This window comes from Nodosilinea sp. LEGE 06152, assembly GCF_015207525.1.
In the GTDB taxonomy this organism is placed as follows: domain Bacteria; phylum Cyanobacteriota; class Cyanobacteriia; order Phormidesmidales; family Phormidesmidaceae; genus Nodosilinea.
The window spans coordinates 56,930-70,177 of sequence record NZ_JADEWR010000001.1 but is presented as its reverse complement, the minus strand read 5'-3'; the positions used below and the strand labels follow the sequence as shown (position 1 = coordinate 70,177).

At 57.1% G+C, this 13,248-nt stretch carries 11 protein-coding genes; 4 read left to right on the top strand and 7 right to left on the bottom strand.

The features are described 5' to 3' along the window. Nucleotides 1-17: 17 nt before the first annotated feature. The 3 genes from IQ265_RS00325 to IQ265_RS00315 all read right to left on the bottom strand — a co-directional run bounded on the left by IQ265_RS00325 (nt 18) and on the right by IQ265_RS00315 (nt 1,381). Nucleotides 18-488 carry a hypothetical protein gene (locus tag IQ265_RS00325; RefSeq protein WP_194050234.1) on the bottom strand — a complete coding sequence of 157 codons (471 nt, stop codon included), beginning with the start codon at nt 486-488 and terminating at the stop codon, nt 18-20. Nucleotides 489-755: 267 nt separating this feature from the next. Next, nucleotides 756-950, bottom strand: a complete 195-nt coding sequence (locus tag IQ265_RS00320; protein WP_194050233.1) for a hypothetical protein — start codon at nt 948-950, stop codon at nt 756-758. Between the two features lie 221 nt (nt 951-1,171). Further along, nucleotides 1,172-1,381: an acetyltransferase gene (locus tag IQ265_RS00315; RefSeq protein ID WP_194050232.1), complete on the bottom strand. Its 210-nt coding sequence runs from the start codon at nt 1,379-1,381 to the stop codon at nt 1,172-1,174. 313 nt (nt 1,382-1,694) lie between these two features. On the opposite strand from IQ265_RS00315, the gene IQ265_RS00310 reads away from it, so the two are divergent. Further along, nucleotides 1,695-5,057 (top strand): PAS domain-containing protein, encoded by a 3,363-nt coding sequence (locus IQ265_RS00310; protein ID WP_194050231.1) that lies wholly within the window; start codon nt 1,695-1,697, stop codon nt 5,055-5,057. A 3-nt stretch (nt 5,058-5,060) separates the two neighbouring features. Here IQ265_RS00310 and IQ265_RS00305 read toward each other — a convergent pair whose 3' ends face one another. Together IQ265_RS00305 and IQ265_RS00300 are read right to left on the bottom strand one after the other, a co-directional pair. Next, nucleotides 5,061-5,756: a type 1 glutamine amidotransferase domain-containing protein gene (locus IQ265_RS00305; RefSeq protein ID WP_194050230.1), complete on the bottom strand. Its 696-nt coding sequence runs from the start codon at nt 5,754-5,756 to the stop codon at nt 5,061-5,063. Nucleotides 5,757-5,830: 74 nt separating this feature from the next. After that, a complete protein-coding gene (locus tag IQ265_RS00300) occupies nt 5,831-8,497 on the bottom strand; it encodes a PAS domain-containing protein (RefSeq protein ID WP_194050229.1) in 2,667 nt (888 codons plus the stop codon). A gap of 576 nt (nt 8,498-9,073) precedes the next feature. Here IQ265_RS00300 and IQ265_RS00295 point away from each other — a divergent pair. Next, entirely contained in the window at nt 9,074-9,934 is an 861-nt protein-coding gene (locus IQ265_RS00295) for an SDR family oxidoreductase (RefSeq protein WP_194050228.1), read from the top strand. 161 nt (nt 9,935-10,095) lie between these two features. Further along, nucleotides 10,096-11,346 (top strand): cytochrome P450, encoded by a 1,251-nt coding sequence (locus IQ265_RS00290; protein WP_194050227.1) that lies wholly within the window; start codon nt 10,096-10,098, stop codon nt 11,344-11,346. A 497-nt stretch (nt 11,347-11,843) separates the two neighbouring features. On the opposite strand, the gene IQ265_RS29215 is transcribed toward IQ265_RS00290, so the two are convergent. Both IQ265_RS29215 and IQ265_RS00285 read right to left on the bottom strand, forming a co-directional pair. Further along, nucleotides 11,844-11,969 (bottom strand): hypothetical protein, encoded by a 126-nt coding sequence (locus tag IQ265_RS29215; protein ID WP_255523374.1) that lies wholly within the window; start codon nt 11,967-11,969, stop codon nt 11,844-11,846. A 121-nt stretch (nt 11,970-12,090) separates the two neighbouring features. After that, complete coding sequence (locus tag IQ265_RS00285) at nt 12,091-12,579, bottom strand: hypothetical protein (protein WP_194050226.1); 489 nt, start codon at nt 12,577-12,579, stop codon at nt 12,091-12,093. Between the two features lie 62 nt (nt 12,580-12,641). On the opposite strand from IQ265_RS00285, the gene IQ265_RS00280 reads away from it, so the two are divergent. Further along, nucleotides 12,642-13,232, top strand: a complete 591-nt coding sequence (locus IQ265_RS00280) for a TetR/AcrR family transcriptional regulator (RefSeq protein WP_194050225.1) — start codon at nt 12,642-12,644, stop codon at nt 13,230-13,232. Nucleotides 13,233-13,248 lie beyond the last annotated feature (16 nt).

The window sequence follows — 13,248 nt, the reverse complement described above, 5'->3', positions numbered from 1 at the left end:
GGGTTGCTGCCGCTGTGCTAGAAAATTATCAGTGCCGCCAACCCGCCAGCCAAAACGCCATAGCAGCAGGCCAGCAGCGCCTTAAAAGAGCCCCGGTATTTGTAGCGCCAAAGCATCGCCGATAGGGTAGACGAATAGAGCAACTCTTCAACCGGAAAATAGGCTGTCTCCTTGGTAATGTCAATGCCAATGACGAGCATAGTCCAAAAGAGAAAAATGATGAAGCTATTGATAATTGGGGCTCGGCTCTCTCTACTGGGAATCTGCAGCCGAGCAATGAACCCCAGGTAGATTAAAACGATGAACGGGAAAAGCGCAGCGGCAACGCCCCGTGCCCCAACCCCAAAAGAATAGTTGAAGGAAAGAAAGACGCTAGAGAAGAGCTGGTACAGCAAAAAGCCTAGTGCCAGAAAAAGAACGAAAAAGCTCAGGATGCCCTTCGACCCTTTGGTCCAGTCGTCAGAATTTGGCCTTTGCCGCGATTGCATGTTAAGCCTCAAAAAAATAGCTTTTATACCAAGTTCAGATTTGGATCTTGCGCTTTCTCAGCGGCAAAACGCCGCTTCTGGTCTTGGATGTGATTTACTTCTGCTGTGTATACCCGACTGGCAAAACTTGAGTCACCCTTTTAAGGCCTAACAGGCTGGTTTAGAGAATCCTTAGGATTAACACCTAGACCAACATCCTATAGCACTTCCCACACCCGCGCGCTAGACGAGTGTGGGAAGTGCTGAATTTGTTTGGCCCTAGCAACCCTAATTTGAGCCTTCAGTTCCTTGAGGTTCTTCCACTTCTTCGCCTTCGACCGGGGCTCCCTCGAGGGGCTCGCTTTCTAGCTGCTCACCTTCAAGGGGCTCGTTTACCTCGGGCTCTTGGGCGGTGTCGCAGGCCACGCTTAGGGCAGAGAGACCAAGCAAAAGGGGCAGCACCATTAAGCGCGATACTTTCATGAAAGTTCCTCTAAAAGTCGATAAACGTGAGCTTATAGTTCTGTTTGTCGCCGGGTCTCTATCAGAAGATGTATCTATTGGCGGGCGCGTCAAAAAAACATAAGCTTGAGCAAAGACCCTCGAGGGACTACACCAAAATCAAATGCTGCCGATCAAAATGTCTGCCTAAGTAGACGGACATATTGTACTAGAGGAAAAAGGGTCGCTTCTAACGCAGCCGCTTAGTTCAATTGATAGTTTGGATCAACCCAACACTTGGGCAGTGCCTCACCTGAGGGGAACCGCAGCTGCGATTTGGGAAAAGCCTGAGGGGACTGTTCTTCTTGGCCAGACTGATCCTGCCCCTGCACCTGGTCGTGCAGCGGATCGAACAGTTCGTTAACGTCAATCACCTTAATTAAGGTTTCATCTTGAGTGCTTTTAACAAACATAAGGTTTAACGCCTAGGGGTTTAGTGCCAACCAGTTGTAGATGCACACCTGGGTATGTTTAGGCTATCTGCTTAAAAAAGCGATGGCTTCTGTCTAAATAGATAAATGGGCCTGCGACCTTTAGAGCCCAATAGCAAAGCACGCCACTTAAGCCGTTTAACTTTAACAAAAGTACATCAATAAAAGTAAATGTTTTTTCTATCTCAAGATAGATCTCGCTTTCTATAAACCGGCAGATTATTGGTCATAAGCTATAGAGCATCACCAACTGAGAACTGCAATTAAGAGCTGCGATCGAAAATTGAAGGATGGTATGACTCCCCAAGGGGTAGCTCAGGATGTATTTGTGGCCGAGAACCCAGTGGCGGCGCTGATGCGATCGCGCGACTGGTCACAGACCTCCCTGGGCGAGGCTGCTAGCTGGCCTGGGGCGATCAAGACTACGCTGGGCATTTTGCTCAGTGCAGAAACGCCGATGGGCTGCGTGTGGGGCCGCGATCGCAGGGTGTTTTATAACGAGGCCTGTGCGGCGCTGCTGCCCGCACAGGCAGCGATGGGGCAGCCCCTGGGCGAGGCTGAGGGCTGGGCGGTGCTTGGGGCGACGGTGGAGCAGGTCTTTGCAACGGGGCGATCGCACGCCTTGGAGGCGGCTCCAGAGACCCCACAGAACGCCAACCCTTGGACGGCTAACCCTTTGATGGCGAACCATAGCTGGGCCTGTAGTGCGGTTTGGACTGAGACTGACCAGGTCGGCGGGGTGCTTGCGATCGCCATACCTAGGACTAAGGAGCCTGGGGTTGGCAATCCTCCTACTCAGCAGGTCGGGGCCAGGGATATTGGGGTCGATCTTCGCTCTGGGCAGCTTGAGGCCATGCTTGAGACCAGGGATTTTGACACCAAAGCATCGGCCAAGAACGGGGCTTCTGGCCAGGGCCATGCGGCTTTGCGCGAGAGTGAGGAACGCTTTCGTCACCTGGCCAACAACATTTCGCAGCTGGCCTGGATGGCGGATGCTAACGGCTCAGTTTTTTGGTACAACCAGCGCTGGTTTGACTTTACTGGCACCACCCTAGAGCAAATGCAGGGCTGGGGCTGGCGGCAGATTCATCATCCTAACCACATCGATCGAGTGGTCGAAAAAGTTAGCCACTGCTTTGCCACTGGCGAAGTGTGGGAAGACACCTTTCCGCTCCGGGGCAAAAACGGTCAGTATCGCTGGTTTCTCTCCCGCGCTATTCCGGTGCGCGACGACCGTGGGCGGGTGCTGCGGTGGGTGGGCACCAACACCGACATTACCGAACTGAGACACACCGAAAAGGCCCTCGAGCAGACCACCAAGCGCCTGAATGTTGCCCTCAAGAGCGTCCCCATTACGCTGTTTAGCCAAGACCACCAGCTACGCTACACCTGGGTGTACAACCCCACCCACAACTACACGCCTAGCCAAATGCTGGGTCGGCGCGATGACGACCTGGTGTCTGGTCATGCGGCGGCTCGGCTCAGGCAGCTCAAGCAGCAGGTGCTCGATACCGGAGTGGGGCTGCGGGCCGCTGTGGAGGTGGACCAAGCTATCTTTGATCTCACCATTGACCCGATTCGCGATCGCCACGATCGCATTGTCGGCCTGACTGGGGCAGCGGTAGACATCAGCGATCGCGCCCGCCTCGAAGCCGAGCACAAACAGGCTGCGGCTACCCTGCGCAAGAGCGAAGAACAGCTGCGCCTGGCCCAGCGGGCCGCCGGAGTCGGCCTGTGGGATTGGGATATGGTCGCGAACGAGGTGACCTGGTCAGAGGAATACTACAACCTCTACGGCATCGAGCCCGATGTCGTGCCGTCCTACGAGAACTGGCTGGCCTGTGTTTTGCCGATCGACCGATCGCGGGTTGGGCAAGAGGTTCAGGCGGCCATTGAGCAGGGCAAAAACCTAAAGGTGAATTTTCGCATTGACCACCCTGACGAGGGCCAGCGCTGGATTATGGTGCGAGGGCAGACCTTTTACGACGCCGACCATTCACCCATTCGGATGGCGGGGATTGCCATCAACATTACCGAGCAAAAGCGTTTTGAGCAGGCGCTGATTGAAAGCGAGGCGATCGCCCGCACCCGGGCCGAAGAACTGGCCACACTGATGGAAACCGCCCCCGCCGCAATTTGGATTGCCCACGATGCCAACTGCCACCAAATAACGGCCAACCGCATGGCCCACGAGCTGATGCAAACCGAACCGGGGTCGCTGACCACGGCTACTCCCCCACCGGGAACCGTAACGCTGCCGTTTAAGCAGTGCAGGCAGGGCCAGGAAGTGCCGCCCCAGGACCTGCCGATGCAAAAAGCGATTCGCACCGGGCAGGAGGTGACCGATCAAATTGAGTTTGTTTATCTCGACGGCACGGTGCGCTCTATCTACGGCAAGGCGGTGCCTCTGTTTGGCCCCAATGGGGTAGCGCGCGGCGCGATCGGCGGGTTTACCGAGATCACGTCGTTGAAGCAGAGCGAGCAAGAGCGCGAACAGCTGCTGCAGCGCGAGCGCGTGGCCCGCGAAGAGGCCGAGCAGGCCAACCGCCTGAAGGATCAGTTTTTGGCGGTGCTCTCCCACGAGCTGAGGTCGCCCCTCAACCCCATTTTGGGCTGGTCAAAGCTTTTGCAAACCCGCAGCTTTGACAGCGAGAAAACCAAGCGCGCTCTGGCTACCATTGAGCGCAATGCCCAGCTGCAGGCTCAGCTGGTGGATGACCTGCTCGATTTGGCCAGAATTTTGCGCGGCAAGCTGCACCTCACCCCCATGACCATCAACCTGGCCGGGGTAGTGGAGTCAGCCTTAGAAACGGTGAAAACCGCCGCAGCGGCGAAGTCGATTGCCCTACAGCTCGACCTTGATCGCACGGTGCGCGTTGCCGGAGATGCCGCCCGCCTGCAGCAGATTGTGGGCAACTTGCTCTCCAACGCGGTCAAGTTTACGCCCGATGCGGGTCAAATTACGGTCATGCTGCGATCGCTGCGCGACCAGGCCGAAATCAGCGTGCAGGATACCGGCATTGGCATTAGCCCAAACTTTCTGCCCCATCTGTTTGAGTCGTTTCGCCAGGAAGACATTTCAATTACCCGCAAGCACGGCGGACTGGGGCTAGGACTCGCGATCGTGCGGCAGCTGGTCGATATTCACGGCGGCACGATTACGGCGCACAGTTTGGGCGAGGGGCAGGGGGCTACCTTTAGCGTACGCCTGCCTCAGCTGGCCCCTGAGGTCGAAGACGACCCCGCCGCTGCTCTGCCCCAGCCCGCCCTCGACCTGAGCGGCATTCGCGTGTTTTCGGTCGATGACTCGGCCGACACCCGCGAGTTCTTGACGGTGCTGCTGGGGCAGTACGGGGCCGAGGTGGTCACGGTGGGCTCGGCCACCGAAGCGCTGGAGAAGATCAAGACCTGGCCTGCCGACGTGCTAATTAGCGACATCGGCATGCCCGAAATCGACGGCTATAGCCTGATTCAGCAAATTCGGGCGCTGCCCAGTGACCAGGGGGGCAACATTCCGGCGATCGCCCTCACCGCCTACGCTCGCTACGAAGATCAGCAGCAGTCGCTGGCCAGCGGCTACCAGCGGCACCTGACCAAACCCCTCGATTTAGAGAAGTTGGTGCAGGCGATCATTGAGCTGACGCGGGGGCGATCGTAACGTCTATACCCGCTGCCCCGTTGGGCTGAGCTGTTCTAGCAGAGCATGGGCAGCGGCCTCTGAGGACGCGGGGTTTTGGCCAGTAATCAGGTTGCGATCGCGCACCACATGGGGCTGCCAGTCGTCGGCTTTGGAGTACTGACCGCCGTTTTGAGTCAGCATGTCTTCGACCAAAAAAGGCACGATATCGGTGAGACCCACGGCGGCTTCCTCGCTATTGGCAAAGCCCGTCACGGGTTTGTTTTGCACCAGGGGCGACCCATCGGGCGCTTTGGCATGGCGCAGCACCCCAGGCGCATGGCAGACAGCGGCGACAGGCTTGCCCGCGCCGTAGAAGGCCTCGATCAGCACGATCGAGTGGGTGTCGTTGGCTAAATCCCACAGGGGGCCGTGGCCACCGGGGTAAAACACCGCATCGTAGTCATCGGCGGCGATGGTCGCTAGCTGCGCCGTGTGGGCCAGGGCCGCCTGGGCCTCGGCATCTTGCCGAAAGCGCTGGGTCGCTGCGGTTTGGGCATCGGGGGCATCGCTTTTAGGGTCGAGGGGCGGCTGGCCGCCCTGGGGCGAAGCCAGGGTGATGTCGGCCCCGGCATCTTTAAACACGTAGTAGGGGGCAGCAAATTCTTCCAGCCAGAAGCCGGTTTTTTGGCCGCTATCGCCCAGCTGGTCGTGGGAGGTGAGAACCATCAAAATTTTCATGGGATTTCCTTAAAACTAAAAGACTAACCAGGAAGTTGAGGCAGAGGTCGGCTAGGTCAGCCGCTGCTGATGGCCTAGCCCTGAGCCGCGCCGCTGTGGAGCAGCTCGATCAGGGTGCGAATCAGCTCGTCTAGATCGATGGGTTTGGTCAAATGGCGCTGAAAGCCAGCGGCCAGGGCGCGATCGCAGTTTTGAGCACCGGCATAGGCAGTGAGGGCGATCGCCGGAATGCTGCCCCCCTCGGCCTCGGGCCGCTGCCGCAGGGCGCGAATCAGCATAAAGCCGTCCTGGCCGGGCATGCCAATGTCGCTAATCAGCACATCGGGATGGTGCTGGGTGACCAGCTGCAGACCCGCCTCGGCTGAGCAGGCGGTCAACACCTCCATGGCACAGCCTTCGAGCAGCGCCGATAGCAGATGCAGCGAATCGAAGTCGTCATCAATCACCAAAATCCGCCGCCCAGCCAGGCTCGACCGGTCTTGAGCAGCCGCCGGAGCCAGGATCAGCGCCGCGCCATCGTGCTGGGGCAGCCGCACCGTAAAAGTGGCCCCCAACCCCTCACCGGGGCTGGCCACCGACACCTGGCCGCCGTGCTGCTCGCTCAGGTAGCGCACGATCGCCAGGCCCAGGCCCAGACCGCCAAAGGCGCGGGTGCTGCTGCTGTCAGCCTGGCGAAACTGCTCAAACACGTGGGGCAGAAAGTCGGCGCTAATGCCCTGACCCGTATCCTGCACTTCGATGGTGGCGTAGGTGCCATCCTGCCAGAGCCTAATGGTGACCTCACCCCCCTGGGGAGTGAACTTAATCGCATTGGAGAGCAGGTTCCACACAATTTGCTGTAGTCGGTTGCGGTCTCCTGAGACAGACTTCACTGCCGGGTCAAGGTCGGTATACAGGGCAATGGCTTTGGCCTGGGCCGACAGCTGCACCGTCTCCAGGGCCGCGTTGATCACGCTGGCCAAATCGACGGTGGTAATATCCAACGTCAGCTTGCCTCGCAGAATGCGCGATACATCTAGCAGGTCTTCAATCAGCTCGGCCTGAATTTTGGCGTTGCGCTCAATGGTTTCGAGGGCGCGGGCCTGGGTGATTGCGTTGAGGGAGCGCGATCGCAGCAGCGACACCCAGCCCAAAATGGGGTTGAGGGGTGTACGCAGCTCGTGGGAGAGCATGGCCAAAAACTCGTCTTTGATGCGGTTGGCAGACTCCGCCTCGGTGCGGGCCACGCGCTCCTGGGCCAGGGCGCGATCGCGCTCTGCCAGAGCCAGCTTTTGGTCGTGAATGTCCGTCAAGGAGCCAAACCAGCGCAGCACTTCGCCCCCCTCTCCCTGAAGCGGAAACGCTCGCACCAGGTGCCAGCGGTACTGGCCATCCACCGCCCGCAGCGGTCTGGCTTCGAGCGCCAGCGGCTGCCCCACCTGGAGGGCCTCCGTCCAGGCGGACTGGCAGCGCTTTTGGTCATCGGGGTGCAGCACCGCAAGCCAGCCCTGGTCAAAACTTTGAGCCGCGCTCAGCCCGGTGTAGTTGTACCAGCGCTGGTTGCAGTACTCTAGCTGACCATTGGGCTGGGCCGTCCAAAACATTTGCGGCATCGAGTTGGCCAGGGTGCGAAAGTGCAGTTCGCTCTTGCGCAGGGCCGCCTCTGTGTGCTTCTGCTCGGTGACGTCGTAGTTAATTTCGAGAATGGCGTTGGGTTGGCCCACCGGAGTCTGCTGTAGGGTCCAGCGGCTGCTCATAATCACCGTGCGGCCGCTGCGGGTAGTCTGAATCAGCTCTCCTATCCAGTGCCCCTCCTGCAAAATGGCCGCGCGAATAGTGTCAATCGGCTCCGGCAGAACGGTCTTCAGCAGTGCCGCTGCCGACTGACCAATCGCCTCCGCCGCCGACCAGCCGTAGCAGCGCGCCGCCCCCTGGTTCCAGTAGGTGATGATGGCGCTGTCTAGCTCCCGAATCATGATGCTGTCGTTGGCCAGGTCCAGCATCTGCATTTGCTGCCGGAGCTGCCGCTCATCCTGGCGGCGATCGGTCAGGTCGCGAAAATAAACCGCCAGCCCGTTGACCAGCGGATTCATGTGCATCTCAAACAGACGATCGGGGTGGACTATGCCTGGGGCTTCAACCACCTGCGATCGCCGCGTGGCCATCACCTGCCGAAAGGCTTTGCCCATAGCGCTGCCCTCTAGGTCGGGCAGCACCTCCCAAATAGAATGGCCCAACAAATCATCGAGGGGGCGCTTAAACAGACGCAGCGCCTGGGGATTGACGTAGACAAACCGCCACTGCATGTCGAGGGCGTAAAACCCTTCGGTAATGCTCTCTAAAATGGCCGTTACCCACTGGTTGGTGTGGCCCAAAGAAGCTTCACTCTCCTGCAGCTTGAGCAAGCTGCGCTCCAGTCGCTGCCGAGCCCTGCGGAGCGAACCGCCGATCACGCTGATGGCGCTACCCTGAATACCGAAGACGGTGAGGCGAACAACGGTCGCAGCGTCCAGGCTGAAGGTGTACTCGGGCACGATGAAGAAATAGGTGCTGCTCACAGCGGCCAGCGCCGTGGTCAACAGGCCACAAGCTACGCCGCCCCACCAGGCAGCTGCCACCACGGCCCCCAAAAATAGTAAAAACGGGGTCATGACCATGTCGGCGATGGGGTCGAGGGCCCACATCAGCAGCAGAGCCAGCCCGACGCTGAGAAACGCTACGCCATACGTCTTAGGTTGTAAGTAAGACAGATATAACTTCATCGCAGTCTAAGGTCAGCAGCGTCTGGAAATAACCTTGCGCTTAATCTTGCACTTAGAACATGTTGCTCTTAGCTCGCGGCTTACTCTCAAAAATGCTCAGCACTTGAACGTAGCATGACTACGCTTAATCAATTTATATCTTAAGACAGATAACCTCCCATAGTCCTGTGTCTTTAGACGTATATTCTGAGGGCTTTGGGGCGATCGCCAGGTTTGGTTAATAACGATTTATTACACATCCCCAACCTATCCTTACCAAGAGCCAAGCTGCTTTCCAAGGGCTCTCCAAGCGCAGTGTAGGCTCTAGTTGCAAGCTAAGAAATGGTTATTAGAACAGTTGCAAATTAAAGAATGGGTTCACCCCAAGGGAAGATAACCCAGCATATTTTCAGTCGTTACATTAGGGCAGATTCTTCAGATATGACTGAGGAATGCAGGCGTGTTTTGGTCAGGATTTCTACTGCAAAGATTTCTCCTGAGTCGGCCACTTAGCCTACTACCCCGCTAGCTATGGCTAGCGTTGCCAAAGCTTTTGAACCACTCGCTCTAATTACGATCCCCAAACCGAGATAACCCATGTCGATTACCCCCGATCAAATTCCGGCTCAAACCCAAAAGCGCACCCCTGCCCTAGAGTCGGAAATGGAGCCCAAACCTCAGTACGACGACCCCAACTACAAAGGCAGCGGCAAACTTCAAGATAAAGTAGCGTTGATTACCGGTGGCGACAGCGGTATTGGTCGCTCGGTGGCGGTTTACTACGCTAAAGAAGGGGCCGATGTGGCTATTGTCTACCTCGACGAGCACGGCGATGCCCAGGAAACTCAGCAGGCGGTTGAGGAGTACGGACGCCGCTGTCTGCTAATTCCAGGAGACATTCGCAACGAGCAGTTTTGCCACGAGGCCGTGCAAAAAACGGTGCAGGAGTTTGGCAAGCTCGATATTTTAGTCAACAATGCGGCGGTGCAGTACCAGGAGCCCAGCCTAGAAGAGATCGATGCGGCTCGGCTCGGCGAGGTGTTCGCCACCAATATCTTTTCAATGTTTTACTTTGCCAAGGCGGCTACTCCCCACATGAAGCCGGGCAGCGCCATGATCAACACCACCTCGATCAATGCCTACAAGGGCAACTCTAGCCTGCTCAGCTACTCCACCACAAAGGGTGCCATTTTGGCCTTTACCCGCTCGCTGGCAGAACCCATGCTAGAGAAGGGCATTCGCGTCAATGGCGTGGCTCCTGGCCCCATTTGGACACCGTTTATTCCCGATGCGTTTGATGGTGAAGACGTGTCGAACTTTGGCAAGCAGGTGCCCATGCAGCGCCCAGGGCAGCCCAAGGAAGTTGCGCCAAGCTTTGTCTTTTTGGCTTCTGAAGATGCGTCATACATGGCGGGACAGGTGCTGCACCCCAACGGCGGCGTTGTGATTAACGCATAGACCCAAAGGAGTTATAGCCCGCGATCTCGCCCCACGGCGGTCATCTAGGGCTATAACTCCTGCGTTTCACTCTGTCTTCTATGTACTGGCTCGCCTAAATGGCGTTGTTTGAAGCAGCGATCGCATGATCCTGCCCTGTAGACTCCACTGAGATTAAACTCATGGCTAATATTCCCGCTGAGCCGGTTATCGATAGTACGCTGGGGCTGCTGTTCGACGGCTATGAGTTTATTTCTAAACGTTGCGATCGCCTGCATACCGACATTTTTCAGACCCGTCTGCGGCTAGAGAGAGCGATTTGTATGCGCGGCAAAGAGGCCGCCGAAATCTTTTACGACACCGAAAAATTTTCTCGCAAAAATGCTGCGCCCAAGCGAATGCAAAAAACTCTGCTGGGTGAAGGCGGCGTGCAGGGGTTAGACGGGGAGGCCCACCGCCAGCGCAAGCAAATCTTTATGGGGCTAATGACCCCCGACCGGCTACAGCAGATCAGCGCACTAGTGTTGCAGCACTGCCGCGAGTACGCCCGACGTTGGGAGCAGCAAAGCCAGGTCGTACTGTTCGATCAAATCAATGAGATCCTTTGTCGGGCCGTCTGCGCCTGGTCGGGGGTGCCGCTGGCCGAACCAGAAGTAGCCCAGCGCACTTTAGAACTGGCAGCTCTGATCGACAGCGCCGCCGCCCTGGGGTTTAGGCACGTGCAGGGGGTGCAGGCCCGCAAGCGACTCGAAACCTGGCTAGCAGATTTGATTGAAGACATTCGCGCCGGGCGACTGCAAGCGCCTGAGCATACGGCGATCGCAGCCTTTGCCCACAGCCGCGATGGCGACGGCAATTTGCTCAGCCCTGCTATAGCAGCCGTAGATTTGCTCAACGTGTTGCGCCCTACCGTCGCCATTGGTCGCTACGTTGTGTTTGCGGCATTGGCCCTGCACCAGCATCCCGACTGTCGCCAAAAGCTACAGGCCAATCAGGCAGATTACACCACCCTTTTTACCCAGGAGGTGCGGCGGTTTTACCCCTTCTTTCCCTTTGCGGCGGCACGCACTCGGCAGGCCTTTGATTGGCAAGACTACCACTTCCCTCAAGAGACTCTGGTGCTGCTCGATCTCTATGGCACTAACCACGATTCTGACCTGTGGGAAAAGCCAGAAGACTTTTGGCCCGAGCGATTTACCCACTGGAGCGGCAGTGCGTTCGACTTTATTCCCCAAGGCGGCGGCGACTTCTACAAAAACCATCGCTGTGCCGGAGAATGGCTAACAATTCAGGTCATGAATCAGGTACTGAACTTTTTAGTAAATGAGATTGAGTACGAGGTGCCGCCCCAAAACTTTCAGATCAAGCTGTCTCGCATCCCAACGTTGCCAGAGAGCCGATTTGTGATGCACAACGTCAGGCTCAAAGCATAGGTTTACAGCATACTCGCAGGCCAAGCCCGCGAGAGCTGAGCAGGGATATTACGCCCCAGCTCAGCATACTTTTAATAGTTTTAATTAGCTGCGGTGTAGGCGTCCTTAGAACCATGCTGACTGAGCGAAGGCGAAGCCAAAACCTACCCGAATAAGCCCCCTTGACTCCGATCAAGGGACGGTTGCGCTATGGTTAACACCTCTGCAGATTTGCTTACTCTAACCAGCAGACCCAAGCAGAGGGCATAACCTTAGAACTTAACTGGGGAGCATAATCTTCGATGCCGGATGGTGCTTACAGGCAGCTAGGCCAACGCAATAGGCCGGGTCACAGGCAACTACAAAAAAAGCCCGGTGCAACCGGGCTGTGGATGTGAGTCAGGTGCGAACCGCATTTCTGCAGAAATGCTTTACTGGTTCTAGTTTCATCATGGCGGCCAGAGCAATGGCCTGGGTTAATGTCAGATTAATTTAGCAGCCTGAGGCTGACCCTAGACCTAGCGCTGGGCCTCGGGGGGCAGCACCTCTTCCGTTGAGCGTCCTAGCATCGCGGCGCGGCGGTTCTGCTGCTGCTGACGATTGCGTACCAAAAGGCGACGAGCCTGATCTTGAGTAGAATTCATAACGGATCCCCCAAAAATTCTGTATCTAAAGTTACCGAATACAATTTAAGAATACCCTTTCCCTGGGGGCTCTGGGGTTAAGGTTGCGCTGGGAAAACGTTAATTTTTGAGTCAGCTGGCGCTATCGGATCAGCGGCAGCAGATCAAACTCCTGGCGAATCGACCACAGCGAGCGATCGAGCAGCGGCTGAAAGTCGAGAAAAGGCAGTCGTTTTTGGCGATCGCGGGTTTGAAACCAAATTGCTACCAGCTCTGGAATCAGGGGCGGAATCACCCTGATGATTTCACCGTAGAGCCAGAGCGCGCCCTTTTCCCGAATCATATCGTCGTACATGACATCCACAGCGGGAGTGTTGCGCATCTGCCGAAACCGCTGGAACGTGCACTCGCTCGTCCACCAAAACAGGGGCAAGATTTTCAGCTCGTCGTACATGCTGGTGTCGCAGCCGTAGATGACGTGGCCAACATCGTGGGCCTCTAAAATTTTGGCGAATTCGGGCGGCTGGGTGGCATGGGGCGTAATGTGCGGATTGAGGGCGTAGTATTCGGCCAAGCCCTCCCGCAGGGTTTGGGTGCTGTCTTTATTGAGGTAACAGGGACGCTGGGCCATAGCTTCTACTCTGACACGTTCTATTTCAATACGATACCGTATCGTAATTTATACTAACACCCATGACAGACGCTAATCAAAAATCTCCCGGTAGACCGCGCAGCGCCAGGGCGCACCAGGCCATGCTGCAAGCCACCCTGGCATTGCTGGGCGAGGTGGGCTTTGAGGCCATGAGCATTGAGGCGATCGCTGCCCGCGCCGGGGTGGGCAAAACCACCATCTACCGCCGCTACAGCAGCAAAGACGAGCTGGTTGCCGATGCGATCGAAAGCATCCGTGAGGAGGTTTTGCTGCCCAACACAGGCAGCCTCTGGGCTGACCTGGAAGCGCTAATTGAAAACGCGGCCCAAATTACTCTCACCCCGCTGGGGCGGCAGAGTGTCGCCATGATCCTCAGCAGCGCGGCCAGCCATCCCACCTTCGCTAAAATCTACTGGAATAAATACCTGGAGCCTCGGCGGCAGGCCTTCACCACCGTCATTGAGCGAGCTAAGGCCAGAGGCGAAGCGTCGGCAGCCCTAGATCCCGGCCTAGTCTTCGACACCATGAGCGGTATCATGCTCTACGCCACCGTCTTTTCGCCCACCGCCGAGTCTTGGCAGGCCTATGTTCGCCGCGCCCTGACGTTGATCTTCGCTGCACCTAATCACTGACTCAGGCCGTCTTTAA